The following is a 26548-nucleotide window of genomic DNA, read 5'->3' as shown; positions in this document are numbered from 1 at the left end:
TGCCCGAGTGGCTGACGGCGCCTTCCGCGCCGTGGCTTGTTTCGCTTCCGGAGCCCACTCCGAAGCCGATTATTGGGCTCCGGACCAGGCTCCAGTTCGGCGCTTACTTGAACACCTTGTCGGGTGCGTCAAGGCTGTCGGAGCCCTCGAAGGCGATGGCGTTGAGCTTCAGGGAACCGACGGCGCGCTCGATCGACTTGGTCTGGTCGATCAAGGCGTCGATCGCGGCCTGCACGGTCGCATTGCCTTCGGTGTTGCCCTCGGCGATCTGCTGGTCATAGGCCTCGCCGGCCTCGGCCCGCGCCTTGATCGCCTCCATCTTGGCGACGGTGACGTCGAGCTTGTCAGACAGTTCCTTGTCGATCGCCGGATCGGCAGTCTTCACCATCTCGTGCACCGAAGGTCCCGAGACGACAGTGCCGTCGAGCCTGGTATAGCTGGCGAGATAGGCGGCGCGGATGCCGATGGCGTCGTTGAGATGGGAGTTGTAGGTGTTATCGGAGAAGCAGTCATGCTCCTCTTCGGGATCGTGCAGCAAGAGGCCGAGCTTCATGCGCTCGCCGGCCAGTTCGCCGTAGGACAGCGAGCCCATGCCGGTGAAGATCGTCGAGATGGCGGTGTTCGGCTCGCCGTCGGCCAGGGCCTTGCGCGCCGCGCCGTCCGCTTTCCAGTCGTCGACCATTTCCTGCAGGTCCGAAACCAGGAGTGTGCTGGCGGACTTCAGATATTCGGCACGGCGGTCGCAATTGCCGCCGGTGCAGTTCTTGAGATCATAGTCGGTATAGGGGCGCTCGCCGGCGCCCGGGCCGGTGCCATGCAGGTCCTGGCCCCAGAGCAGGAACTCGATGGCGTGATAGCCGGTGGCGACGTTGGCCTCGACGCCGCCAGCCTCCTGCAGCGTACCGGAGAGGAATTCCGGCGAAAGCTTCGAGGCATCGACCTTCTTGCCGTTGATCTCGATTTCCTTGTTGGCGATCACATTGGCCGTATAGAGCGAATTCGCATCGGACTCGGTGCCGTAGCTCTTGGCGACATAGTCGATCAAGCCTTCGTCCAGCGGCCAGGAATTCACCTTGCCCTCCCAGTCGTCGACGATCTTGTTGCCGAAACGGTAGACCTCGGTCTGCTGGTAGGGAACACGCGATGCCTTCCAGGCGTCGCGCGCGGCGTTGAGCGTATCCGCCGACGGGTTGGCGAGCAGCGCGTCGACCGCCTTGTCGAGGGCTTGCGCCGTGGTCAGCGAATCCTCGTATTTGGCGAGCGCGATGTCGGAATAAGTCGTGACGACCGCTTTAGCATCGGTTTGCGCCTTGGCGGGCAGCACGAACACCGCTGCTGTCAGCAAGGCCGTGGCACCCATCGCCGCAAGCCTGCCGCCATATCGTGCTGTCATTATCGCTCTCCAGTTTCTCGGGAATTTCATGAATGGCGCGCGCGGCAATCGGCGCCAGGCCACATCGATGCCATAAGGCACAAGACTTGCCGCCATCGCGCGGTTCGCGGAAGAAAGACACCAAAATGCCTCCAATCGAACGGGTTCAAGGCCCAAACATCAGGGGATGCGCCAGCGCGCAGGTTTCCATAAAGCTTCGACGCCGATGGAAGTCAACGAAAATCGACAGGAAAAGCCAATTGAAACAATAGTTTAGAACTATTCTAAACTACAACGGTCAACTTTATGACCTTGCTGCACCGTCCTTGCCCGGGACTGCAGGCCAGGGAACTGCACGATTGACAGCCGCCATTCCGGGTGCGACCCGCAGACACGCTCTTGCGGCGGCGTCAGACAATTGCCACTTGGCGAGACATCCTAGAATCGAACCGGGATTGGAATGCGATGAAGAACGGCGTGGTCATTGTCGGTGCGGGTCATGCAGGCGTGCAAGCGGCGGCAAGCCTGCGCGAGGATAGCTATGACGGGCCGGTGATCCTCATCGGTGATGAGAACGAACTGCCCTATCACAAGCCGCCGCTGTCGAAGACCTTCATCAAGGATGCCGAAGCCAAGCCGCAACCCTTGCGTGGCGAAGCCTTCTACACCGGTAACGCCATCGACTACCGGCCCGGCATCAGGATCGAGCGCATCGATGCCGGCCGTCGTAGCCTGGAGATCTCCGGCGGCGGCGCACTTGCCTTCGACCATCTGATCCTGGCGACCGGATCGCGCCCGCGCCTGCTGCCGCTGCCAGGTGCGGATCTTTCCGGCGTTTTGTCGCTGCGCTCGCTTTCCGATGCGCGGCTGATCCGGGAATTGAGTGCAAGGAGCGACGACGTCGTCATCCTCGGCGGCGGTTTCATCGGATTGGAGATCGCCGCGACGCTGCGTGCGGCCGGCCGCACGGTGACAGTGGTGGAGGCAGTCGACCGTCTGCTCGGCCGCGCGGTTGCACCGGTGGTGGCGAGCCATGTCCGCCAAAGGTTGGAAGCGACAGGCGTGCGCATCCTCACCGGCACCTCGATTGCAAAGCTCGAAGGTGAAAACGGCCATGTCGCCGCCGCGATCACCTTATCAGGCGAAAGGCTGCCGGCGCGCATGGTCATCGTCGGCATCGGCGCCGTGCCGAATGTCGAACTGGCGCAGGACGCCGGCCTTGCCATCGCCAACGGCATCCGCGTCGATCACCAGATGCGCAGTTCGGTGCCGGAAATCCTGGCCATCGGCGATGCCGCCTCCTACCGGCACTGGTTCACCGGCGGCGACGTGCGGCTGGAATCCGTGCAGAACGCCACCGACCAGGCGCGGCTCGCGGCGCGCACCATCACCGGCCATGCCGATGCCTATTGCGCGGTGCCGTGGTTCTGGTCCGACATTGGCGACATGAAATTGCAGATGGTCGGGCTGACCGCCGGCGGCAATAGCCATGTCCTGCTGGGCGACCTGCCCGACAACAAGTTCTCGATCTACCACTATGCCGGGGATCGGCTGCTCGGCATCGAATCGGTCAACCGGCCCGGCGACCACATGCTTGGCCGCAAGATGCTCGGTGCGGGTTTCTCACCGACGCCGGAAACGGTGGCGGCGGGACCGGATGGGCTGAAAGCGGCGCTAGCTGCGTTTCAAGCCGTCGAACCGGCGAAGGCTGTCGGCTAGTTTGAAGAATTTGTTCGAGCAATCACCAGTCGGAGAGACGTCGTGAGCAGCGAATATGTCCGAGAGTTGATCCGCCGCGATCAAGACCGTCAACTGCTTCGACGTCTCCTCCTTGAGGGCGCGTCATCCGAGCCGGGCGCCCCGGTTGATGATGGCTATTTCGCAGCACTGCGAAAAAGAGCGCAGGGCCAATAAGGAATCTGCCGGTCGAGACGAGGCTGTATGGCGATAGGCGTCAGTTTAGAACGTCTGCGCCGCCCCTCATCCGCCTGCCGGCGTTCGTCGTCAGAAAAGCCAAGCAATTGGCTTTTCGCCCGCTTCGCGGATCGCTCCTCAACTCCCCGTATAGTGACGGGGAGAAGAGGAGCGCTTCAGTTCAGGCGGCGCAGACTTCGCGGATCGAGCTTTCCAAGATGTCGAGCGCTTCGTTCATGACTTCGTCCTGGATGGTGATCGGCGCCAGGAAGCGGATGACGTTGCCGTAGACGCCGCAGGTCAGCAGGATCAGGCCCTTGTCGAGCGCCTTCAGCCGGATCGCGTTGGCGATCTCGGCCGACGGCAAGCCTTTCTTGACGTCGTTGAACTCGACCGCGTTCATGAAGCCGAGGCCCCTTATATCGACGATCTCGGGAACGTCGTCACGGATCGACTGCAGGCGCTGCTTCAGCCGCGCGCCCAGCGTGTTGGCGCGGTCGCACAGCTTTTCGTCCTCGATCACGTCGAGAACCGCGTGTGCGGCGGCAACGCCGATCGGGCTGCCGCCATAGGTGCCGCCGAGGCCGCCGGGGCCGGGCGCATCCATGATCTCGGCGCGGCCGGTGACCGCCGACAGCGGGAAGCCGCCGGCCAAGCTCTTGGCCATGGTGGTGATGTCGGCCGCCACCTCATGATGATCCATCGCGAACATCTTGCCGGTGCGGGCAAAGCCGGTTTGCACTTCGTCGGCGATCAGCAGCATGCCATGCTGGTCGCACAGCTTGCGCAGCGCGGTCAGGAACTCGCGCGGCGCTTCGTAGAAACCGCCCTCGCCCTGCACCGGCTCGACGATGATGGCGGCAACGCGGGCCGGATCGACATCGGCCTTGAACAAACGATCCAGCGCGGCCAGCGAATCGGCTGTGGAAACGCCGTGCAGCGGCACCGGGAACGGCGCATGGTAGACGTCGCCCGGCATGGCGCCGAAGCCGACCTTGTAGGGAACCACCTTGCCGGTCAGCGCCATGCCCATGAAGGTGCGGCCATGAAAGCCGCCGGAGAAGGCGATGACCGCCGGACGGCCGGTGGCGTTGCGAGCGATCTTGATGGCGTTCTCAACCGCCTCCGCGCCGGTGGTCACGAAAATGGTCTTCTTCTCGAACTTGCCGGGCAGCATGGCGTTCAGCCGTTCGGCCAGCCGCACATAGCTCTCATAGGGCACCACCTGGTGGCACGTGTGGGTGAAGCGATCGAGCTGCGCCTTGACCGCCTCGATCACCCTTGGGTGGCGGTGGCCGGTGTTGACGACGGCGATGCCCGAGGAGAAATCGATGTAGCGGCGGCCTTCGACATCCCAGATCTCCGAGTTTTCAGCCCGGTCGGCATAGATTTGCGTGGTCATGCCGACGCCGCGCGAGATCGACTGGTTCTTGCGTTCGGAAATGGCTGAATTCTTCATGATGTCCCTCATCGGGCCGGCGCCCGTTCTCGTTTGATACCGTCTTCTGACCTTATTTCATGTTTTCCTCAAGTCGGCACCACCGGCGGGCGATTGGGCCTGCGGCAGGCGGATCCCCAACCTTGACCAGCCGTGCGATACGCGTACGAGAGCGGTTTCCTTTTTCCGGGGATCGATTATCCTCCCGATGTCCGCGAGGTATCGCGCTCAGCGAGCGGCCCGCGGCTGGGGGAGCCCATGAGCAGGAACGCGACATCGTCCGTCTCGCCGCCATCGGCCCAAGCTCCCCGCCTTTTGTCTTTTACAGCCGCTTCGACGATCTTCGCCTGCACGACGGTGCTGCTGCTGGCCGGCTGCCAAAAGCAGGAGGCGGCGGCCAAAAAACTGCCCATCATGGTGCGCACCGAGACAGTGGCGATGGCCGACTATGCGCCGAGAACCTCGCTGACCGGCGTGATCGCCGCGCGCACGTTGAACAATCTGTCGTTCCGGGTCGGCGGTCGCGTGGCCGAGCGGCTCGTCGATGTCGGCCAGCATGTCGACCAGGGCACGGTGCTTGCCCGCATCGACCCGCAGGAGCAGGAATCCGATCTGCGTTCGGCACAGGCCGATCTCGATGCCGCGCAGGCGCAGCTGACCCAGTCCGCCGCCGCCTTCGAGCGGCAGAAGACACTGCTGGCCCAGGGCTTCACCACGCGGCGCGACTATGACGCGGCCGACCAGGCGCAGAAGGTGGCGCAAGGCAGCGTCGATGCCGCGCGGAGCGCGTTCGCCAACGCCCAGCAAAACCTGTCCTTCACCGAGCTCAAGGCAGGAGCCGCCGGCGTGATCACCGCCCGCCAGGTCGAAACCGGCCAGGTGGTGCAAGCGGCGCAAACCGTCTTCACCGTCGCCGAGGACGGTGACCGCGACGCGGTGTTCAACGTACAGGAGACGCTGGTCGCCCGGACTCCCGCCTCCCCGGCGGTAACGATCACATTGTTGTCCGATCCACAGGTCAGGGCGACGGGCAAGGTGCGCGAAATTTCGCCGGCGGTTGATCCGGCCTCCGGTTCGATCCGGGTCAAGGTCGGCATTCCCGATACGCCCGCCGGCATGCCGCTGGGGGCAGCCGTCATCGGTTCGGTCGGCGCCAAACAGGCGAAGGCTATTTTGCTGCCCTGGCAGGCGCTGACGTCCAGCGCCGGCAAGCCGGCGGTCTGGATCGTCGACCCCTCGACCAAGGCGGTGACAATGGCGCCTGTCGAGGTGCTGGCGTTCGGTTCCGGCACGGTGGCGATCGCCAAGGGACTGAACGAGGGCCAAAGCGTCGTCACCGCGGGCGGACAGTTGCTTAGCCCTGGACAGACCGTAGAGATATCTGGAGCAGGCCAATGAGCCGGCTGCCATCCATCCTGCTCGGCCTGTTCATGTTGGGCGCGCTCGCGTCCTGCTCGAAGTCCGATGAAAAGCCGCCCGAGATCATCCGGCCGGTGCTGTCGGTGGTGGTCGAGCCGCGCACCACGCAGATTTTCGGCTTTGCCGGCTCGGTCGAGCCGCAGGTCAGCGCCGACCTTGCTTTCCGTTTGCTTGGCCGGGTTGTCTCGCGCGATGTCAAGGTCGGCGACATCGTCAGCAAGGGCACGACGATCGCCACGCTCGATCCGACCGCGCTGGAGCTCGCTGTCCAGGCGGCCAAGGCGGAACTCTCCAACGCCGAGGCGCAGTTTGCCAACGCAGCCGCCAGCGAGGAGCGCCAGCGCCAGCTGCTTGCCGCGGCCAACGCCACGCAAGCTGTCTTCGATGCCGCGCAGCAGGCACGCAAAGCGGCCGAGGCCAATGTGGAGCGGGCGAAGGCTTCGCTTGCCAAATCGCAGGAACAGCTTGGCTATGCCAGGCTGTTCTCGGACTTCGACGGCGTCGTCACGGCCGTCGGCGCCGAGGTCGGCCAGACGGTCTCGCCAGGCCAGACGGTCGTCACCGTGGCGCGCTCGGACCTGCGCGAGGCGGTGGTCGACATTCCCGACCAATTGACCGGCGATCTCGCGGCCGGCACGCCGTTCCAGATTATCCTGCAATCGCTGCCGACGATCCAGACCGAGGCCAAGCTGCGCGAGATCGCGCCGCAGTCCGAGGGCTCGACCCGCACCCGGCGCGTCAAGCTGACGCTAACCGATCCGCCGCAAGCCTTCCGGCTCGGCTCGACGGTGACGGCGACGCGCATGACCAAGGTGACGCCGACGATCGAACTGCCGCTGTCGGCGCTGCTCGAAAAGGACGGTGCCGACAAGGTATGGATCGTCGACCCACAGACATCGAGCGTAAGCGCGAAAGAGATAAAGTTGGCCGCGAAGGGTGCCGCCACCTTCATCGTCGCCGAGGGGCTTGAGGCCGGCATGCGCGTGGTCACCGCGGGCGTCCACAGCCTGAGCGAAGGCCAGAAGGTCAAGGTGCCGGAGGGCGGCGTCTGATGAAGGGCTTCAATCTCTCCGACTGGGCGCTCAGCCACCGCTCCATGGTCTGGTATTTCATGCTGGTCTTCGTCGTGGCCGGCGTGTTCTCGTACCTCAACCTCGGCCGTGAAGAAGACCCCAACTTCACCATCAAGACGATGATCATCCAGGCCAACTGGCCGGGCGCTTCGGTCAAGGAGACCGTGCAGCAGGTGACCGACCGCATCGAGAAGAAGCTCGAGGAGCTCGACAGTCTCGACTTCACCAGATCGGTCACCACCGCCGGCCAGACCGTCATCTTCGTCAACCTGAAGGACACCACCAAGGCGCGCGATGTGGTGCCGAACTGGATTCAGGTGCGCAACATGGTCAACGACATCGCGGCGCAGTTTCCGCAAGGTGTGCAAGGACCGTTCTTCAATGATCGCTTCGGCGACGTCTACGGCAACATCTACGCCTTCACGTCGGACGGGCTGACGCCACGCCAGCTGCGCGACTATGTCGAGGATGCCCGCACCAAGATCCTCACCGTGCCCAATGCCGGCAAGGTCGATCTGGTCGGCGCGCAGGACGAGGCGATCTACCTCGAATTCTCGACCCGCCAGATCGCGGCACTCGGCCTCAACCAGCAGGCGATCGTTGCAAGCCTGCAGGCGCAGAACGCTATCACGCCTTCCGGCGTCATCCAGTCCGGACCGGAGCGCATCAGCGTGCGCGTCGGCGGCCAGTTCACCTCCGAGGACAGCCTTCGCGCCATCAATCTGCGCGTCAACGGCCGCTTTTTCCGGCTGAGCGACGTGGCGACGATCACGCGCGGCTATGCCGATCCGCCAACAGCACTGTTCCGCTTCAACGGCCAGGATGCCATCGGGCTCGCCATCGGCATGAAGCCCAACGCCAATCTGCTCGAATTCGGCGAAGCGCTGCACAAAGAGATGAACAAGGTGCTGGCCGACCTGCCGGTCGGCGTCGGCGTGCATCTGGTCGCAGACCAGCCGGTCATCGTCGAGGAGGCCGTCTCCGGCTTCACCCGCGCGCTGTTCGAGGCGGTGGCCATCGTGCTCGCGGTGTCGTTCATCAGCCTCGGCATGCGCGCCGGCTTCGTGGTGGCGCTGTCGATCCCGCTGGTGCTGGCCATCACCTTCACGGTCATGGCCTATCTCGGCATTTCGCTGCAGCGTATTTCGCTGGGCGCGCTGATCATCGCGCTCGGGCTCCTGGTCGACGACGCGATGATCGCCGTCGAGATGATGGTGGCGCGGCTGGAGGTCGGCGACAATTTGCGCAAGGCAGCGACCTATGTCTACACCTCCACCGCCTTCCCGATGCTGACCGGCACGCTGGTGACCGTCGCCGGCTTCATCCCGATCGGCCTCAACAACAGCGCCGCCGGCGAATACACCTTCACGCTGTTCGTGGTGATCGCCGTGTCGCTTCTGGTGTCATGGATCGTGGCGGTGCTGTTTGCTCCACTACTTGGCGTCACCATCCTGCCGGCGACGATGAAGACCAAGCATCACGACCAGCCGGGCCGCTTCACCTCGCTGTTCCGGCGGGTGCTTGTCGGCTCGGTGCGCCATCACTGGCTGACCATCATCGCCACCGTGCTGTTGTTTGCCGGCTCGATCGCCGGCTTCGGCCTGGTGCAGCAGCAGTTCTTTCCGCCGTCGGACCGACCAGAGCTGATCGTCGACTGGAACCTGCCGCAGAATTCGTCGATCGCGGATACACGCGACCAGATGGAGCGCTTCGAGCAGCGGGCGCTGGTCGGCAATCCCGACATCGATCATTTCTCGTCCTATATCGGCCAGGGCGCGGTGCGCTTCGTGCTGGCCTATGACGTGCAGCCGGCCAACCCCTATTTCGGCCAGACCGTGATCGTCACCAAGAGCATCGAGGCGCGCAACCGGGTGAAGCCGGCGCTGGAAAAGCTGCTGCGCGAGGAGTTCGTCGGCACCGACGCCTTCGTCAAGCTGCTCGAACTCGGCCCGCCGGTCGGCCGCCCGGTGCAATACCGCGTCGGCGGACCCGACATCCAGACGGTGCGCGAGCTGGCGCAGCAATTCGCCGGCGTCATCTCGGCCAATCCGAAGCTCGCCGCATCGACCTTCGACTGGAACGAGCCGCAACGCGTGCTGAGGGTCGACGTGCTGCAGGACAAGGCACGCCAGCTCGGCATCACCTCCTCAGACATCGCCAGCGCGCTGAACAGCACGGTCGGCGGCGCCACCATCACGCAGGTGCGCGACGCCACCTATCTGATCAATGTCGTGGCGCGCTCACGCGATGCCGAGCGCGGCTCGATCGGGACGCTGCAGAACATGCAGCTGCCGACCAGCAGCGGCGAGGCCATCCCGCTCGCGGCTGTGGCCAATTTCCGCTACGACCTCGAACAGCCGACGGTGTGGCGACGCGACCGCATTCCGACGATCACCGTGCGGGCCGGCCTGGTCGGCGACGTGCTGCCGGCCACGGTGGTCAACGAACTCAAGCCATCGGTGGATGCCTTCATCGCCAAGCTGCCGCCAGGCTATTCAGTCGAAACCGCCGGTTCGGTCGAGGAGAGCGCCAAAAGCCAAGGTCCGATCGCCGCCGTGGTGCCGCTGATGCTGTTCGTGATGGCGACCATCCTGATGGTGCAATTGCAAAGCTTCCAGCGCCTGTTCCTGGTGGTGGCGGTGGCGCCGCTCGGGCTGATCGGCGTGGTGGCGGCCCTGGTACCGAGCGGCGCCCCGCTCGGCTTCGTCGCCATCCTGGGCGTGCTGGCGCTGATCGGCATCCTGATCCGGAACTCGGTTATCCTGATCGTGCAGATCGAGGATCTCGTCCGGGAGGGCAAGGACCGTTGGGCGGCCGTCATCGAGGCGACCGAACACCGCATGCGGCCGATCGCGTTGACGGCGGCGGCAGCCAGCCTGGCGCTGATCCCGATCGCGCGCGAAGTCTTCTGGGGGCCGATGGCCTATGCGATGATGGGCGGCATCATCGCGGGTACGGCGATCACGCTGCTGTTCCTGCCGGCACTCTACGTGACGTGGTTCCGGATCAAGGAGCCGAAAGCCCGGGATGAGCCACCCGTTCCGGATATCGGCGAACCAGTGCAAACTCCGGCCTAGGACGTAACCGGATCATTCATTGTCGTTGGAGGGTACAGGAAGTGATTTGGCGCGCTGCCACGGCGACGATTGGAACTGCGCCAAGCATGCCAGCCCTTTGGCAAATCGACCAATTCCAGGATGCTTTCATCCCGCCGCAAAACATTTTGCAAGCTGACGAGCATTATCTCGCGTTCGTTCCAATCTCGAGTGTCGCTGCTGTGGAATTGCCAGCTGCCACCTTCATCGCTGTAGCTATCGTCGTCATCAGCTTCATGCACAACGTATGCGATCCAATCGCCACTTTTAAATATGCCTCGGTCCGATAGCACCGCCACGTTGGGTGGGTCTTCAAATCTCCATTGCTCCATGGAATCCCCCAAGACCGTCGATCTGTGCACAGAAGAACGAATTCAAACGGTTCTCACGAACCCCTCGCTCGCCCTCAGCAGATTGCGCGTATAATCCTTGGTGACATGGCGCTCGACAAGGTCGCTTGCTGTCAGATTCTCCACCGCCTCACCGCTCTGCATCACCATCAGCCGCTCGCACATATGGGTGATGATGGCGAGGTCGTGGCTGACCATCAGGAAGGTCAGCTTGCGCCGCCGGCGGACCTCTTCCAGCAAGTTGAGCACTTCCGCCTGCACCGAGGCATCGAGCGCCGAGGTCGGCTCGTCCAAGAGCAGGATCGAGGGTTCGAGGATGAGAGCGCGCGCGATCGCCACGCGCTGGCGCTGGCCGCCAGACAATTGATGCGAGTAGCGGAAGCGGAAACCGTTGCCGAGGCCGACCTCGTCGAGCGCCCGCTGGATCCGTTTTTCGCCGTCGGAAAAACCATGGATCGCCAGCGGCTCCTGCAGCAGGCGGTCGACGGTCTGGCGCGGATGCAGCGAGCCGTACGGATCCTGGAAGACCATCTGCACCTCGCGGTAGAAAGCCTTGTCGCGGCGCGTGCCAAGCGTCTTGCCGTTGACGGCGATGCTGCCGGAAGCGACCGGTGCGAGGCCAGCGATCGCCCTGAGCAGCGTCGATTTGCCGGAGCCGGATTCGCCGACAAGACCGAAGGATTCGCCCGGCTGCACGTCGAGGCTGACGCCCTTCAGCGCGCGAAAGCGGTCGAAGATCACTTCCAGCCCGTCGACCGCAATCGCTGATGTCATGCCGCCCACTCCGGCTTGCGGTCGAGCACCGGCAGCGGGTGACGGTCGGCGCCGATCTTGGGCATGCAGTTGAGCAGGCCGCGCGTGTAGGGATGCTGGGCGCGCCCGAGCTCGGAGGCCTTGAGCTGCTCGACCACCTTGCCGGCATACATGACGATGACGCGGTCGCAGAAGGACGAGACCAGGCGCAGATCGTGCGAAATGAAGATCAGCCCCATGCCGCGCTCGCTGACCAGCCGGTCGAGGATGCCGAGCACATCGAGCTGCACTGTGACGTCGAGCGCCGAGGTCGGTTCGTCGGCGATCATCATCTCCGGCCCGGCGATCAGCATCATGGCGATCATGGCGCGCTGGCCCATTCCGCCGGAGACTTCGTGCGGATGCAGGTCGAACACCCGCTTGGAGTCGCGGATCTGCACCGCCTCCAGCATGGCCAGCGCGCGCTCGCGTGCCTCGGCCTTGGAGACCTTCTCATGCGTGCGCAGCGTCTCGACGATCTGGCGGCCGATGCTCATCACCGGGTCGAGCGAATATTTCGGATCCTGCAGGATCATGGCGATGCGGTTGCCCCGCAGCGCGCGACGTTGGCGCGGCGAGATGCCGAGCAGGTCGATGCCGTCGAACGCCAGCTTGTTCGCCGATATCCTTGCCTGGGGCGGTGTCAGTCCCATGATGGCGCGGCCGGTCTGCGACTTGCCCGAGCCCGACTCGCCGACGATGCCGAGGCGCTCGCGGCCAAGCGAAAACGAGACGCCGCGCACCGCCTCGATCAGGCCGGTGCGGGTCGGAAAGGTGACGTGCAGATCGTCGACCTCAAGCAGCGTCTTCGTCTCCCTGCTCATTGATCACCGCTCATTGGTCGCCACTCATTGGTCACCGCTCCGGGGATCGAGCGCGTCGCGCAGGCCATCGCCGAGCAGGTTGAAGCCAAGGCTGACGATGAGGATGGCGAAGCCCGGCGCACCGGCCACCCACCATTGGTCAAGGATGAAGCGACGGCCAGACGCGATCATGGTGCCCCATTCGGGCAATGGCGGCTGCGCACCGAGGCCGAGGAAGCCGAGGCCGGCGGCGGTCAGGATGATGCCGGCCATGTCGAGCGTCACCCTGACGATCAGCGAGGAGATGCAGAGCGGCATGATGTGGCGCAGCACGATGCGAAACGGCGAGGCGCCCATCAGTTGCACCGCCTTGATGTAGTCGGAATTGCGAACGGTGAGCGTTTCAGCGCGGGCGATGCGCGCGTAAGGCGGCCAGGAGGTGATGGCGATGGCAAGCACCGCGTTCTCGATGCCGGGGCCAAGCGCGGCGACGAAGGCCAGCGCCAAGACCAGCTTGGGAAAGGCAAGAAAAATGTCGGTGATGCGCATCAGGATCGCATCGGTCCAGCCACCGGCATAGCCGGCGACGGTGCCGACCAGAAGACCGATGGGCGCCGCGATGATGGCAACCAGGATGACCACATAGAGTGTCCAGCGCGAGCCATAGAGGATGCGCGAAAGGATATCGCGGCCAAGATCGTCGGTGCCGAACCAGTGCTCGGCGCTCGGCGCCAGCAGCCGCGCGTTCTTGAGATCGCCGAAGGTTGGCGAATAGGGAGCCAGCACGCCGGCAAGGGCGGCAATAACCAGCAAGGCGATGATGATGAGCAGGCCGACGAAGGCCAGCCGGTTGGCGGAAAACCGCCGCCAGGCGACATAGGCGCGGCCGAGCCTTGCCTGCATGCGCGATGCCGGCCGCTCGCTGAGCAGCCAGTCGCGCCGGGAGAGGGGGCGAAGGTCGGAGGCGGTCATGTCGATGCCTCTTGAAGGTGTCGACCCCCACTCCGGTCTGCTTCGCAGACCACCTCTCCCCCGTTCGACGGGGGAGAGGAAATGCCCCGAGCGTACGTCCGGGTTTTCCTCTCCCCCCGGCAGGGGGAGAGGTGGCCCGAAGGGCCGGAGTGGGGGTGGTTGGCCGCAACCGAGCCCGAAAGTGGGATACCTTTGCTCATTGAACCTTCGTCCTCGGATCGAGGACGCGGTAGAGCAGGTCGGACAGGAGGTTGATGGCTATAAACACCGAGCCGATGACGATGGTGCCGCCGAGCACGGCGTTCATATCGGCATTCTGGAGTGAATTGGTGATGTAGAGGCCGATGCCCGGCCAGGAGAAGACGGTCTCGGTCAGCACCGAGCCTTCGAGCAGCCCGGCATAGGAAAGCGCGATCACTGTCACCATCGGCACCGCGGCGTTGCGCAGCGCATGGCCCCAGATGATGCGCGTTTCCGACAGGCCCTTGGCACGCGCGGCGACGATGTATTCCTGGGCCAGTTCGTTGAGCATGAACGAGCGCGTCATGCGGCTGATATAGGCGAGCGAAAAGTAGCCGAGCAGCGAGGCCGGCAGGATGATGTGCCGGAAGGCGTCGTAAAAGACATCCCACTGCCCCTGCATCGCCGAATCGAGAAGGTAGAAGCCGGTGATCGGCGTGAAGGTGTATTCGTAGACGACGTCGAGCCGGGCCGGAAAAGCCACCCATTGCAGCTTGGCGTAGAACAGGACGAGCCCGAGCAGGCCGAGCCAGAAGATCGGCACGGAGTAGCCGATCAGGCCGATGACGCGAACGATCTGGTCGATGAGGCTGCCTCGCCTGACCGCTGCCAGCACGCCAAGCGGTACGCCAAGCAGCGCGCCGATCAACGTTCCGAGCGTCGCCAGCTCGGTCGTTGCCGGAAGCGCACGGCGGATGTCGGTCATGACCGGATTGGTGGTCAGCACCGAAGTGCCGAAATCGCCACTCAACGCGTGTTTCACATAGATGTAGAACTGCTCGATCAATGGCAGGTCGAGACCCATCTCGCGGCGCGTGCGTTCGACGACATTGGCCGGCGCCCGGTCACCGAGCACCGCCAGCACCGGGTCGATCGGGATGACTCGGCCGATGAAGAAGGTCACCGCGAGAAGACCAAGATAGGTCGTCACCGCGATGACCAGGAAGCGGCCGAGCGACGACGCAAGTGCATAGGCGCGGGCGCCGCCGCGCCCGCCCTCGTTCTCAACTGCGCTCATGCTGCGCGTCCGCCGGCGTTATTCCTTGGAAACCGGCCCGACGAAGTTGGTGTCGAAGCTCGGACCGAGCGCAAAGCCCTTGAGGTTCTTGCGCAAGCCAGCCACTTCCAGCTGCTGGTGGATGACGACGAAGGGGCTGGTGTCGAGGATCTTCTTCTCCAGATCCTTGTACATATCGGCGCGCTTGCCCGAATCCTTCTCCAGCAGGGCCGCTTCCGTCTGCTTGGTCAGATCCGGAATGTCCCAGGCGTTGCGCCAAGCCAATGTCTTGGACTTGCCTGCATCCGAATTGTCCGGGTTCGAGGCAAAGGTCTGGGCGTTGGAGTTCGGGTCGAAATAGTCCTGGCCCCACTGGCCGATATAGATGTCGTGGTTGCGGGCGCGGTACTTGGTCAGCGTCTGCTTGCCGTCACCCGGGATGATTTCCAGCTTGATGCCGGCCTGGCCGAGCGTCTGCTGGATCGATTCGGCCATGCCGGTCGTCGGCTGGCCGGTGCGTACGTCCATGGTTACGCTGAAGCCATCGGGCAGGCCGGCCTTGGCCAGCAACTCCTTGGCCTTGGCGACGTCGAGCTTGAACGGGTTCTCGTCCAGTTCGCCGAGCACGCCCTTGGGCAGGAAGGTCTGGTGGATTTCGCCGATGCCCTTGAGGATGGTCGAGCTCAAAGCGTCGTAGTCGACGAGATATTTGAAGGCCTGGCGAACCTCTGGTTTGGCTAGATTCGGGTTCTTCTGGTTGAGGCTGATGTAATAGACCGTTCCTTTCGGCGCGCTGGTGGTGGTGAGGTCGGCGTTCTTGGCGATCGCGTCGAGATCGTTCGGCTCGAGATTGCGGGCGACGTCGATGTCGCCGGCTTCGAGCGCCAAGCGCTGGGCCGAGCTTTCCTTCATGTTGCGGTAGATGACGCGGGCGAGCTTGGCCTTCTCGCCGTAGTAATTGTCGTTGCGCTCCATGACGACGGCTTCGTTGGCGCGCCATTCGCGCAGCTTGAAGGCACCGGAGCCGGCATAGCCTGTCTTCAGCCAGGCATTGCCGAAGTCGTTGTCCCATTTGTAGTCGGCGCTCGGCGTGACCGCGGCGACATGTTCCTTGACCAGCTTGGCATCGACCACCGAAGCGACGGTTGCCGAGAGGCAGTTCAGCACGAAGCTCGGCGCATAAGCCTTGTCGACGGTGAACTGGAAGGTGGTGTCGTCGACCGCCTTGGCCTTTTCGGTGACGTTGTCGCCGCTGATGCCGAACTGGTCGATGATGAAGGCCGGGCTCTTGTCCAGCTTGACGGCGCGCTCGAACGAATAGGCGACATCGGCCGCGGTGATCGGGTTGCCGGAGGCGAACTTCAGGCCGGGCTTGAGCTTGAATGTGTAGGTGAGACCATCGTCCGAAACGGTCCAGCTCTCGGCGAGATCGGGCTTGACCTTGGAGGTGTCGCTGAGATCGAGACGGACCAGCAGATCGTAGGTGTTGCCGGTGACCTCGGCGGTCGACAGCTCGAACGCCTCGCCCGGATCCATGGAGATGATGTCGTCGATCGCGAAACCTTCGACCAGCGTATCTGCGGGCGTGACCGCACCTGCCGGCGCGCCGGCCAGAAGCAGCGCGGACATGGCGGCACCCGCGAGCAAGATGCGGGAGCGTAGAGCAAACTTTTCCATCATCATGGTGATTGTTCCCTGTTTTGTTGACCTGAGTTCCCGGCTCAGGGTTGCAGTATTCTTTTTCGGGGCCGGCCATGGCCCTCTGCCCACTTACCGTCGTGGTTTTTGTCCAGTTGGTCAACACCATATCCGGCGACTTCGTGGCGGGCAACGCGCATTTATGCGACGGTTCATTGGACCAGAATCGCAGGCGGCATGGCGACGCATACACAGTCCAATCGGACCCGCCTATCGAGAAAAATCTGCCAATTCCGGAGCTATTTCAGCGCGGTAACCAGGCCGGCGTCGGGAAAGCAGGTCGAGGCCTGTCCGTTCTTGGCCTGCCATTTGCCGATCGAACGGCGGGTCTTGAAGCCGGGCAGGCCGTCGGCGCTGCCGACGTCATAGCCCTTGGCCTCCAGGGTCCGCTGCAGTGCGGCTATGTCGGAGCGGTGGAGATCGCCGACCGGACCCCAGGCGCCGGAAAAATTGGAGTCGCCGTGGGCGATACGGTCGGCGCCATGGCCGATGAACAGCGCGTAGAGGTCGCTGGTGTTGTATTCCTTCAGCACGTAGAAATTGGGCGTGGCGATGAACGCAGGCCCGCTGCGGCCGGCCGGCATGAGCAGGAAGCCCTCGGCCTTCAGCTCGCTCGCCGGAAACGGCTTTCCGCCGACACGCTTGATGCCCAGCGCTGCCCATTGCGAGATCTTCTTGCCCTGGTCCGGGCCTTCCAGCGAACAGGAGACCGTCTCGGGCACGGTCACCTCGAAACCCCAGCCACGGCCCTTCACCCAGCCATAATGGACGAGATAGTTGGCGATCGAAGCAAGCACGTCCGGCGTCGAGTTCCAGATGTCGACGCGTCCGTCGCCGTCGAAATCCACGGCATGCTTGAGGAACGAGGTCGGCATGAATTGCGGCTGGCCAAGTGCGCCGGCCCAGGACGATTTCATCGCGCCGACCGGGGCGAGCCCGCGCTCGACGATTTCGAGCGCGGCCAAAAGCTCGGTGCGGAAGAAATCCTTCTTGGTCGACATGAAGGCCTTGGTGCCCAGCACCTCGAAGGCATCGTAAGGCATCTTCGCCGCGCCGAAGCCGGTCTCGCGGCCCCAGATGGCCAGCAGGATCTCGCCGGGGACGCCATAGCGTTTTTCGATCGCGGCAATCGTCTTGGCGTTGGCGGTTTCGCGCACGCGTCCGCCCGCTGTGACCGCGCCAATGGTCTTCTCGGCGAAATAAGCACCGGGCGAGCCGAATTCGGCCTGATGCTGCTTCTGCGGCGTCTTCGGCTTCTCGCCTGGCATGACAAGGTCGGGCAGCTTCAGATTGGGTTTGATGCCGTCGAAGGCGGCGTCGAAGGTGTTCTTCGAGATGCCTTGGGCCTTGGCTTGCGGCCAGAGGTCGTCCTGCAGCCAGGCGCGGAACTGGTCGTCGATCTTGGCGGCGGAGGCTGGTGTGGCGAGGACGGCAAGCGCAGCCACGAAAAATGCCAGACAAAACCGGCGAAGTCCGCGTTCTGTGGCGCCCCCCTCTGGCCTGCCGGCCATCTCCCCCTCAAGGGGGGAGATCGGTTGTTGTCTTTGCCTTCGCCAATCGCCGACGTAGCAGGAAGAGCGCCGCCGATGAAACGGCCAATCTCCCCCCTTGAGGGGGAGATGTCCGGCAGGACAGAGGGGGGCGCCTGGCACCAGCCCGGAAAGACGCGCAACATTCATGATCCGCATCCTCTGCCGCAACTTCGTCAAAACGCCGTCCGCGACCTAAGCGCAGCCGCCAGCGTGCCTTCGTCGAGATAGTCGAGTTCGCCGCCGACCGGCACGCCATGCGCAAGGCGCGTCACCTTGATGTCGAAGCCGGACAGTTGGTCGGTGAGGTAGTGCGCGGTGGTCTGGCCCTCGACCGTGGCGTTGACGGCAAGGATGATTTCCTTGACCTCGCCGCCGGCGACGCGGTCGATCAGCGAGCGGATGTTGAGCTGGTCGGGGCCGACGCCGTCGAGCGGCGACAGCGTGCCGCCGAGCACATGATAGCGCACGTTCATCGCCGCCGCCCGCTCCAGCGCCCAGAGATCCGAGACGTCCTCGACGACGATCAAGGTGGTGGCGTCGCGGCGCGGATCGGTGCAGATCATGCAAGGATCCGACGTGTCGACATTGCCGCAGGTCGAACAGATGCGCACCTTGTCGGCGGCCTCGCCCATGGCGGCGGCGAGCGGCGACAGGAGCTGCTCCTTCTTCTTGATCAGATGGAGAGCCGCACGCCTGGCCGAACGGGGGCCAAGACCCGGCACCTTGGCCAGGAGTTGGATCAGGCGTTCGATCTCGGGACCGGCGATTCGTTTCGACATCGCTCTGATCTAGGATTTTTCAGAGCGCTTTGGAACATCCCGCGGCAGCGCATGGCACCCCATGCTGCCATGCGACGCGGATCAATTGGTTTCGAGCGGCCGGCCCTGGCTGACGATCATCGCGCCAATGGCGTCGGTATTTTCGGGCGTCGACTGGAATCCCATTGACGCCTCTTGCGGTTCGCCCTGGACCGAACTGATGATTTTTTTGTTCAAGGTTCCGCCGAAACGGGCGGCATCCGGTTCTTCCATCGGCTCCTGCATGGCAACTGCCACCGGCTTCGATGCGACGCGGGCAGACTTCGCCGAGGGTGCCGCGGCCGCAGTCACGTAGGTCTGCTGGGCAGGGGCAGTGGCCATCTTGAACGGGCGCGCCGGTTCGGCTGCCGCAGTCACATAGGCCTGTTGTGTTGGGGCCTGTTGTGTTGGGGCCTGCTGCTGTGCCGGGGCGTTGCGAACGAGCTTCCTGTCCGAGCGAACCGGCTCAGCCGAAGCAACCATCGTGACCGGGACGGCCGGCTTTTCTGTCTCCACCGAGGCAACCATCGGCTCATCGGGCAGCGGCTGCCAATTGCGGCCGCGCTTCTCGTAGAAGGCATTGCCGCCTGCAACCATGGTGTAGTGCATGTTCTTGTAGGGGAAGTGCAGGCCGGCGGTATGGAAATACATGGTGTTCTTGAGCTTGGTCTTGCGCTCGCCCTTGAGCACGGCGTCGGCGGCTTCCTCGACATCGGGCATCGCGCGCGAATTCATCGCCCTGGTCATGACGCCTGGGGCGAACTGGCCGGGTTCGCCCACAACCTGACAGATGGTGCTGCCGTGATTGCCGGAGCGCAGCCGGTTCATCACAACAGTGCCGACGGCGATCATGCCGTCACGGCTCGAGCGGTTGGATTCGAAGAACATCGCCCTTTCCAGGCATTCCCTGTCCTTCGGCGTGTGGCTGTAGGCGCGCGAACTGAGGAAACTCGGCGTGATGGCGTCAGTCAGGCTAGCAACCGACATGCCGTGCGACGTGGTCTGGCTGCATGCAGCCAAGAACAGCGGAGAGGTAACGACGCCGAGCAACAGCGGCGCCTTCCATCGCGTGACAATCAACAGGTAACCCTCTCACTTCACTTCGATGCCCGCCCCCAGGCTGCGGCAAGAATGAGACACTTTCGGGCAAAATGATGGCCAAAACGTTATTAGCAGGGTACTGTTGCATAATTAGCACAATTTCTTGGCTTTTCAGATAGATCGAGCCATCGTTTCACAAAACCGATGACCGCTTTCTCTCTGTTTCGCCGCAATTCGGAAGGGGAAATCCGAATCACGCTCTTCCTGAACCGCTCTATCGTCCTGCCGCCGCCACGGCCGGCTGGCCGGGCTCGAGTTCCTCGACTTTCTCAGAAAACAGGCCGCGTGCGAGGAAGAGCCTACGAGCGTTCCTGGCCGCCGGCGCGATTCTTCCCGGCCAGTCGCTGTGGATGAATTCGGCCTTGGTGAAGTCGGGATTTGTTTCGGAGGCCGCCTCGAGGAATTCGGCGATCTCCAGCACGACCGCGCGCTCCTCCCTGGAAAGCGCCGACGTGCCGGCCTCGATCGACGGGCGGTGGACGAAGTCCTCGAACAGATAGAAGTAGCCCTTGATGCCGACGAGATCGACGCCCGCATCGCAATCGGCGAGGATTTCCAGGATCTCGTAGATCCTGTTGCGGATACGCTGCTCGATCAGTCTTTCGGACGGCTCATCGGTCATGGAGCTGCGGCCGCCGGACCTAGAACGGCAGTTTCATTCCCGGCGGAATCGGCAGGCCGGCGGTCAGCGCCTTGGTCTTTTCCTGCATGATCTGCTCGACCTTGACCCTGGCGTCATTGTGCGCGGCGAGCAGCAGGTCCTCGAGGACCTCGACATCGTCCTCCTTGAACAGCGACGGATCGATCTTCAGCGACTTCATCTCGAATTTCCCGGTCAGGGTGACGCTTACCAGGCCGCCGCCGGACTGGCCGGCGGCTTCGACCGTGGCAATCTCGTCCTGCATGGCCTGGAACTTGGCCTGCATTTCCTTTGCCTTGCCCATCAGGCCGAGAAGATCTTTCATGGTCCGATCCTTGTTCTTGGTTGGTCGGGGTTCTTGGTTTGTCAGGCGTCGTCGTCATCCGCCGGCGGTTCGACCGGCACTTCGGCTTGGTCCGCGTCCGCTTCCGGCGCGTCGGGAATGCGCACGTCGATGATCTTGGCACCGGGAAAGCGCGCCAATATGGCAGCCACGGCCGGATCGCTCTTGGCATCGAGGAAAGCGTTCTCGCGCCTGGTCGATTCCATTTCGGCCAGCGTCTGTCCGCCCTCTTCCTTCGACAACGAGACGAGCCAGTTGCGGCCGGTCCAGGCGCGCAGTTTCATCGTCAGGTCGTTGAGCAGCATCTTGGGCGCATCGTCGGTCAGGCTGACGTCGATACGGCCGGGCTCGATGCGCACGAGGCGAATGCAGCGCTTGACCAGCACCTTGAAGGCGATGTCGCGCTGCGCATCGGCAAGCGCAACGATGTCGGCGAGCGATTTCAGCGGTACCGGCTGCGCCTCCGGCGCCGGCGGCGGAGGTGCTACGAAGGCGACCGGCGCAGGGGTGGCTTCGACCAGCCGCATGGTCTGTGCGCCGCCCTGCCCGGATGGCATGCGGGTCTGCGCGACCGCGCTGGCGCCGCCGCCATTGCCGGGACCCGCGGGCGCGCCGTTCGGGCGCGGCGCGCCATTTTGAACCGGAGACGCGCCCTCGAGCGATCGCAGCGCCTCGTCCAGTGTCGGCAGGTCGGCGGCATGGGCCAGCCGGATCAGCACCATTTCGGCGGCGCTGACCGGCCGGTTGGAGGACTGCACCTCGGGAATGCCCTTGAGCAGCATCTGCCATGTCCGCGACAGCACCCTGACCGACAGCGCCCGGGCGAAGTCGGCTCCGCGCTGCCGCTCGTCCTGCGACAGCGAGGCGTCGTCCATGGCGGTCGGCACGAACCGCAGCCGGGTGACCAGATGGTTGAACTCGGCGAGATCGGCCAGCACGGCGGCAGGATCGGCGCCGGTGTCGTATTGCGCGCGGAATTCGGCCAGGGCCGCCGCCACATCGCCTTTCATCACATGTTCGAACAGATCGACGATGCGGGCGCGGTCGGCGAGACCCAGCATGGCTCGCACCGCCTCGGCGCTGACGGAGCCGGCGCCATGGGCGATCGCCTGGTCGAGGATGGAGAGCGAATCGCGGGCCGAACCCTCGGCGGCGCGGGCGATCATCGCCAGCGCGTCGTCGTCGACCGAAATGCCTTCCTTGCCGGCAATCGAGGAGAGATGCGCGACCAGCGCGCCGGCATCGATGCGCCTCAGGTCAAAACGCTGGCAGCGCGACAGGACGGTGATCGGAACCTTGCGGATTTCGGTGGTGGCGAAGATGAATTTCACGTGCGGAGGTGGTTCCTCCAGCGTCTTCAAAAGGCCGTTGAAGGCCTGCGTCGACAGCATGTGCACTTCGTCGATGATGTAGACCTTGTAGCGGGCCGAGACCGGCGCGTAGCGCACGCGTTCGATGATGTCCCTTATGTCGTCGATGCCGGTGTGCGAGGCGGCGTCCATCTCGATGACGTCGACATGGCGGCCCTCCATGATCGCCTGGCAATGCTCGCCGAGCACGGCAAGATCGACCGAGGGCTGATCAACGGTGGCTGTCTTGTAATTGAGCGCCCGCGCCAGAATACGCGCGGTGGTGGTCTTGCCGACACCGCGCACGCCTGTCAGCATCCACGCCTGGGCGATGCGGCCGGTGGCAAACGCGTTGGTGAGGGTGCGCACCATCGGCTCCTGGCCGACGAGCTCGGAGAAATTCGAGGGACGGTACTTGCGCGCCAGCACGCGATAGGCAGCGGCCTTTTCATTTCCCGCTTCGCTCATTCGCCCGTAAAGCTCCAAAAGGCTGCGCCCGAAGGCGGCCGATTCCTGCGCATAGTCTCGCCCGCGCTGCAATGCGTCGTCAATGTCGCGAGGAGGGCCGATGAGGTGGGAGGCTGGAACAATGACCCGTTCCGGGCTCGTTAGGGCTGCTTCCTTCCGGACCTGACCCGGTTGGCGAGTGGATCGTCCACCACCAACCTCCCGCTGTCCATATCGGCAATTGCGCGACGAAATGCAAGTGCGCAAGCGAATCGAGACCATCCCCAAGAGATTCGCTTGCAGCCCCGATGCAGCCGCTCTAGCGTTCATGGTTTGAGGAAACCAAGAAAAGCAAAGTAAGGGAAACGCCGATGTTGCCGGGCCTCAAGGCCGGATTCACGCTGGATGCCCGGCTGGAGGCGGACAGCGAACAGTTGATGTGGCTTGGGCTGTGCGAATTGCGGGTGATGAACGACCGCCGCTGGCCATGGCTGGTCCTAGTGCCACAGCGGCCGGGCGCGGAGGAAATCCATGACATGACGCCGCTCGACCAGGCGATGCTGACCTTCGAGACCAATATGGTGGCGCAGGCGCTGAAGAAAGTGACCGGCTGCACCAAGATCAACACCGGCGCGCTCGGCAACATCGTGCGCCAGCTGCATATCCATATTGTCGCCCGTTCCGAAGGCGATGCCGGCTGGCCAGGCCCGGTATGGGGGCACGGCCTGCGCGAGCCCTACCAGCGTTCCGAGCTGCGCCGGTTTGCCGAAACGATAAGGGCGGCGCTATAAGCGTTCCCCTGTGTTCATCCCAAGACATGTCATCCCAAAGCATCAGAGTCCCTATGAGCTTCAGCCTGTTTGACGCGCCCTTGCGCGAGCCGAGCCAATTCGTCGGCTTTGCCGGCAACACGATCGACCGCCAATCCGAAAACCGCGCCGACGATTCGGTCGACAAGGCGCTTGCCGATCCGACGACGCGGCTGCTCCTGATGAATGGCGGCCGGCTTCATCTGAAGCTCAGGGAACGCGGCAGCCTCGATCCCTGGTTCGGGCTCACCGAGAGCGAGCCTTTCAAGCCTGCCTTCGACCAAGGCGTTTTGCTCGGCTTCTCCGAACAGGGGCCGGTTGTCGCCGTGCTGGCCGGCGTCGATCCCGAACAGCTGCCAGAAACGGTCAAGGCGATCGACTACCGCTCGGTCTACATGCAAGGGCTGATCGACGAAGCGGCCGCCGGCGCGATGGCGCAGGGCGCCGCCCTGCTCGCTTGGCATGCCAGCCATCGCTTCTGCAGCAAATGCGGCACGCAATCGGAAATGCGGGCCGGCGGCTACAAGCGGCATTGCCCGAATTGCGGCACCGAGCATTTTCCGCGCACCGACCCGGTGGCGATCATGCTGACGGCGACCCGGGAGAAATGCCTGCTTGGGCGCGGCGCCCATTTCGCGCCGGGCATGTATTCCGCACTTGCCGGCTTCATCGAGCCGGGCGAGACGATCGAGGCGGCGGTGCGTCGCGAGACCTTGGAGGAAGCCGGCATCCGGCTCGGTCGCGTCGTCTATCATGCCAGCCAGCCCTGGCCGTTTCCCTATTCGCTGATGATCGGCTGCTTCGGCGAGCCGCTCAACGAGGACATCCAGGCCGACCTCAACGAGTTGGAAGACTGCCGCTGGTTCGGCCGCGACGAGGTGCGCCTGATGCTGGCCCGGGAACACCCCGGCAATCTGGTCACGCCGCCGAAAGGCGCCATTGCGCATCACCTGATCCGAGCCTGGGTGGACAGCGAATAACGAATACCGAAAGTCATTGCAGGAGAGGCAAATGATCCGTCACACAGTGGTCTTCACGCTGAAACATCCGCCACACTCGCTGGAGGAGAAGCGGTTCCTCGTCGACGCCAGGAAAATCCTCACGGCGATCCGGGGTGTCACCCATTTCGAGCAGTTGCGGCAGGTCAGCCCCAAGAACGACTATCAGTTCGGCTTCTCGATGGAGTTCGCCGACCAGGCCGCCTATACGAGATACAACGACCATCCCGACCATGTCGCCTTCGTGCGCGACCGCTGGGTGCCGGAGGTCGAGAAATTTCTCGAGATCGATTACGTGCCGCTGGGCTGGTAGCTCAGTCCGCCACCTTCCACTGCTCACGTGACTCACTGGCCGGGTAGACGCCCAGGATGCGCACTTCCCGCGAGAAGAAGCGGAGTTCTTCCAGCGCCAGCTTGACCAGCGGATCGTCGGGATGGCCCTCGATGTCGGCATAGAACAGCGTCGCCGTGAACGCACCGAGCTGGTAGCTCTCCAGCTTGGTCATGTTGATGCCGTTGGTGGCGAAGCCGCCCATCGCCTTGTAAAGCGCGGCCGGCACGTTGCGGACGCGGAAGATGAAGGTCGTCATCATCTTGACGTCGGGTGACGAGCGCTCGGCCCATTGCTTGTTCTTGGTCAGCACGACGAAACGGGTGACGTTGGAATCGGTGTCCTCGACATTCTCCTCGATGATGTCGAGCCCGTAGAGCGTCGCGGCAAGCGCCGGCGACAAGGCAGCCATGGTGCGGTCCTTGACCTCGGAGACCATCTTGGCCGCACCCGCCGTGTCACCTGCGACGATCGCCTTCCAGCCGTTCTTGCGGACGTATTTGCGGCACTGGCCAAGCGCATGGATGTGGCTGTGCACGGTCTTGATCTCGTCGCGCTTGACGCCGGGCAACACCATCAGCTGGAAATGGATGGGCAGGAAATATTCGCCGACAATGTGCAGCTTCGATTCCGGCAGCAGATGATGGATGTCGGCGACACGCCCGGCGATGGTGTTCTCGATCGGGATCATGGCGAGATCGGCCTTGCCGGTCTCGACCGCGTTGAATGCATCCTCGAAGGTCGGGCACGGCAACGGCTCCATGGAGGGGAAGACATTGCGGCAGGCGGTGTCGGAATTGGCTCCCGGCTCGCCTTGGAAGGATATTCTGTTGGTCTTTTCAGGCATGGGCCAAGTCTCGATTCAAAAATGTCTCAGTTCGAAGGGGATCGTTGAATTTGCGAGGACAGTTCAATTTACAAGGATGGTTCTGGCGCGTTCGAGGTCTTCCGGCGTATCGACGCCGAGCGGCAGCGACTGGACGATCTCGGCATCGATGCGCATGCCGGCTTCCAGCGCCCGCAACTGCTCCAGCCGCTCGCGGCGCTCGAGCGGCGACGGCTTCAGCGCGACGAAGCGCTCGAGTGCAGCACGGCGATAGGCGTAGAGGCCGACATGGTGATAGAGCGCGCCCTCGCCCCACGGCGCGGTGGCTCGGGTGAAATACAGTGCCCTGAGCCTGGTAGCCGATAGCGGCGAGCCGACGATCTTGACGACGTTCGGATTGGTCTTTTCCTCGTCGCGAACGATCTCGACGCCGAGCGTGGCGATATCCACGGCCCTGTCCTCGAACGGTCTGAGCGAAGCCGCAATGATGCCGGGATCGATGGTCGGCAGGTCGCCCTGGACATTGACGATGGTTTCGACCTTGCGCCCGGGATCGAGCGTGACCAACGCCTCGTGGATGCGATCGGAGCCCGATTCATGGTCGATCCGTGTCATCACCGCCTCGAAACCATGGGCGCGCACGGCCTCGGCCACGCTTTGCGTGTCGGTCGCCACCACCACCCGGCCAAGGCCGGCTTCGGCAGCGCGGCGGGCGACATGGACGATCATCGGAGCGCCGGCGATGTCGGCCAGCGGCTTGCCCGGCAGGCGGGTCGAGGCCATGCGGGCCGGGATCAGGATCAAGGTGGACATCGCGATGGCAAGGCGTTCGGAAAGAGGAGGGGAAAAGTGGCAAAAGGTCTCACTGGAAGCGCCCTTATAGGTGTTGCAACGCCCGAGCAAAAGACCTAGTTTCCGCCCGATTTGACCGGCCCTGGAGGGCGGGTCTCGATACCGACGGACGGAGTGGACGGATCAGTCCGCCGGAAAAGGGAGCAAGGGGCGTATGGATTCCAACGAAGTCAACAAGCTGCTTGCCGGATTGCTCGGAACCGTTTTCGTCGTTTTCTCGGTCGGCATTGTGTCCGATGCGCTGTTTGCCTCGCCGGCGCCGGAAAAGCCCGGCTTCGCCATCGAGGCCGCCGAGCCAGCCGAAGGCGGCCCGGGGGGGGGGGGGGTGCGGGGGGGGGGGGGGGGGGGGGGGGGGGGGGG

At 63.8% G+C, this 26548-nt stretch carries 23 protein-coding genes, 1 other RNA gene and 2 pseudogenes; 9 read left to right on the top strand and 17 right to left on the bottom strand.

Features of this window, described 5'->3' with window-relative positions:
- Positions 1-103: 103 nt before the first annotated feature.
- The gene (locus tag LB568_RS25650) at positions 104-1393 is read right to left on the bottom strand and encodes an imelysin family protein (RefSeq protein ID WP_013891289.1); all 1290 of its coding nucleotides are present in this window, start codon (positions 1391-1393) and stop codon (positions 104-106) included.
- A 444-nt stretch (positions 1394-1837) separates the two neighbouring features.
- On the opposite strand from LB568_RS25650, the gene LB568_RS25645 reads away from it, so the two are divergent.
- Positions 1838-3091: an NAD(P)/FAD-dependent oxidoreductase gene (locus LB568_RS25645; RefSeq protein ID WP_013891290.1), complete on the top strand. Its 1254-nt coding sequence runs from the start codon at positions 1838-1840 to the stop codon at positions 3089-3091.
- A 45-nt stretch (positions 3092-3136) separates the two neighbouring features.
- Positions 3137-3286: pseudogene (locus LB568_RS25640) on the top strand (type II toxin-antitoxin system ParD family antitoxin); the annotation flags it as partial.
- A 181-nt stretch (positions 3287-3467) separates the two neighbouring features.
- On the opposite strand, the gene LB568_RS25635 reads toward LB568_RS25640, so the two are convergent.
- Positions 3468-4745 carry a 4-aminobutyrate--2-oxoglutarate transaminase gene (locus tag LB568_RS25635; protein ID WP_013891291.1) on the bottom strand — a complete coding sequence of 426 codons (1278 nt, stop codon included), beginning with the start codon at positions 4743-4745 and terminating at the stop codon, positions 3468-3470.
- Positions 4746-4982: 237 nt separating this feature from the next.
- On the opposite strand from LB568_RS25635, the gene LB568_RS25630 reads away from it, so the two are divergent.
- The 3 genes from LB568_RS25630 to LB568_RS25620 are packed head-to-tail and all read left to right on the top strand — an operon-like array spanning position 4983 to position 10293.
- The gene (locus LB568_RS25630; protein ID WP_013891292.1) at positions 4983-6122 is read left to right on the top strand and encodes an efflux RND transporter periplasmic adaptor subunit; all 1140 of its coding nucleotides are present in this window, start codon (positions 4983-4985) and stop codon (positions 6120-6122) included.
- Positions 6119-7195 carry an efflux RND transporter periplasmic adaptor subunit gene (locus tag LB568_RS25625; protein WP_224731582.1) on the top strand — a complete coding sequence of 359 codons (1077 nt, stop codon included), beginning with the start codon at positions 6119-6121 and terminating at the stop codon, positions 7193-7195. Before LB568_RS25630 ends, LB568_RS25625 begins: the two co-directional genes overlap by 4 nt.
- Positions 7195-10293, top strand: coding sequence for an efflux RND transporter permease subunit (locus tag LB568_RS25620; RefSeq protein WP_318013301.1), 3099 nt, complete (start codon positions 7195-7197; stop codon positions 10291-10293). Before LB568_RS25625 ends, LB568_RS25620 begins: the two co-directional genes overlap by 1 nt.
- Here LB568_RS25620 and LB568_RS25615 read toward each other — a convergent pair.
- The 13 genes from LB568_RS25615 to ffs form a co-directional block, all read right to left on the bottom strand.
- Complete coding sequence (locus LB568_RS25615; protein ID WP_224731581.1) at positions 10290-10643, bottom strand: hypothetical protein; 354 nt, start codon at positions 10641-10643, stop codon at positions 10290-10292. The two genes, LB568_RS25620 and LB568_RS25615, sit on opposite strands and share 4 nt — an antisense overlap.
- A gap of 42 nt (positions 10644-10685) precedes the next feature.
- Positions 10686-11435, bottom strand: coding sequence for an ABC transporter ATP-binding protein (locus LB568_RS25610; protein WP_013891296.1), 750 nt, complete (start codon positions 11433-11435; stop codon positions 10686-10688).
- On the bottom strand, positions 11432-12277 hold the full coding sequence (locus tag LB568_RS25605; protein ID WP_224731580.1) for an ABC transporter ATP-binding protein: 846 nt from the start codon (positions 12275-12277) through the stop codon (positions 11432-11434). Before LB568_RS25605 ends, LB568_RS25610 begins: the two co-directional genes overlap by 4 nt.
- A 24-nt stretch (positions 12278-12301) precedes the next feature.
- Positions 12302-13228 (bottom strand): nickel transporter permease, encoded by a 927-nt coding sequence (gene nikC / locus LB568_RS25600; RefSeq protein ID WP_224731579.1) that lies wholly within the window; start codon positions 13226-13228, stop codon positions 12302-12304.
- Between the two features lie 196 nt (positions 13229-13424).
- The gene (locus LB568_RS25595) at positions 13425-14486 is read right to left on the bottom strand and encodes an ABC transporter permease (protein ID WP_013891299.1); all 1062 of its coding nucleotides are present in this window, start codon (positions 14484-14486) and stop codon (positions 13425-13427) included.
- Positions 14487-14504: 18 nt separating this feature from the next.
- Positions 14505-16148: an ABC transporter substrate-binding protein gene (locus LB568_RS25590; RefSeq protein ID WP_140570154.1), complete on the bottom strand. Its 1644-nt coding sequence runs from the start codon at positions 16146-16148 to the stop codon at positions 14505-14507.
- A 254-nt stretch (positions 16149-16402) separates the two neighbouring features.
- A complete protein-coding gene (locus LB568_RS25585) occupies positions 16403-17674 on the bottom strand; it encodes a lytic murein transglycosylase (RefSeq protein ID WP_224731578.1) in 1272 nt (423 codons plus the stop codon).
- Between the two features lie 194 nt (positions 17675-17868).
- Entirely contained in the window at positions 17869-18474 is a 606-nt protein-coding gene (gene recR, locus LB568_RS25580) for a recombination mediator RecR (RefSeq protein WP_013891302.1), read from the bottom strand.
- Positions 18475-18555: 81 nt separating this feature from the next.
- A complete protein-coding gene (locus LB568_RS25575; protein WP_224731577.1) occupies positions 18556-19572 on the bottom strand; it encodes a cell wall hydrolase in 1017 nt (338 codons plus the stop codon).
- A 235-nt stretch (positions 19573-19807) separates the two neighbouring features.
- Positions 19808-20215, bottom strand: coding sequence for a hypothetical protein (locus tag LB568_RS25570; protein WP_013891304.1), 408 nt, complete (start codon positions 20213-20215; stop codon positions 19808-19810).
- Positions 20216-20234: 19 nt separating this feature from the next.
- Positions 20235-20558, bottom strand: a complete 324-nt coding sequence (locus LB568_RS25565) for a YbaB/EbfC family nucleoid-associated protein (protein ID WP_013891305.1) — start codon at positions 20556-20558, stop codon at positions 20235-20237.
- 41 nt (positions 20559-20599) lie between these two features.
- A complete protein-coding gene (locus LB568_RS25560) occupies positions 20600-22393 on the bottom strand; it encodes a DNA polymerase III subunit gamma/tau (RefSeq protein ID WP_224731576.1) in 1794 nt (597 codons plus the stop codon).
- Positions 22394-22498: 105 nt separating this feature from the next.
- Positions 22499-22595, bottom strand: an RNA gene (gene ffs / locus LB568_RS25555) — signal recognition particle sRNA small type.
- Positions 22596-22743: 148 nt separating this feature from the next.
- Here ffs and LB568_RS25550 point away from each other — a divergent pair.
- The 3 genes from LB568_RS25550 to LB568_RS25540 are packed head-to-tail and all read left to right on the top strand — an operon-like array spanning position 22744 to position 24492.
- Complete coding sequence (locus LB568_RS25550; RefSeq protein ID WP_224731575.1) at positions 22744-23163, top strand: HIT domain-containing protein; 420 nt, start codon at positions 22744-22746, stop codon at positions 23161-23163.
- A 53-nt stretch (positions 23164-23216) separates the two neighbouring features.
- Complete coding sequence (gene nudC, locus LB568_RS25545) at positions 23217-24161, top strand: NAD(+) diphosphatase (RefSeq protein ID WP_224731574.1); 945 nt, start codon at positions 23217-23219, stop codon at positions 24159-24161.
- Between the two features lie 31 nt (positions 24162-24192).
- Positions 24193-24492 (top strand): Dabb family protein, encoded by a 300-nt coding sequence (locus LB568_RS25540; protein ID WP_224731573.1) that lies wholly within the window; start codon positions 24193-24195, stop codon positions 24490-24492.
- 1 nt (position 24493) lies between these two features.
- Here LB568_RS25540 and LB568_RS25535 read toward each other — a convergent pair whose 3' ends face one another.
- Complete coding sequence (locus tag LB568_RS25535) at positions 24494-25357, bottom strand: prephenate dehydratase (RefSeq protein ID WP_140570165.1); 864 nt, start codon at positions 25355-25357, stop codon at positions 24494-24496.
- A gap of 63 nt (positions 25358-25420) precedes the next feature.
- Entirely contained in the window at positions 25421-26149 is a 729-nt protein-coding gene (locus tag LB568_RS25530) for a 3-deoxy-manno-octulosonate cytidylyltransferase (RefSeq protein ID WP_224731572.1), read from the bottom strand.
- 193 nt (positions 26150-26342) lie between these two features.
- On the opposite strand from LB568_RS25530, the pseudogene LB568_RS25525 reads away from it, so the two are divergent.
- A pseudogene (locus LB568_RS25525) lies at positions 26343-26548 on the top strand (hypothetical protein); the annotation flags it as partial.

Source organism: Mesorhizobium sp. B263B2A (assembly GCF_020165775.1).
GTDB classification, from domain to species: domain Bacteria; phylum Pseudomonadota; class Alphaproteobacteria; order Rhizobiales; family Rhizobiaceae; genus Mesorhizobium; species Mesorhizobium opportunistum.
This window is presented reverse-complemented; position numbering and strand designations above follow the sequence as displayed.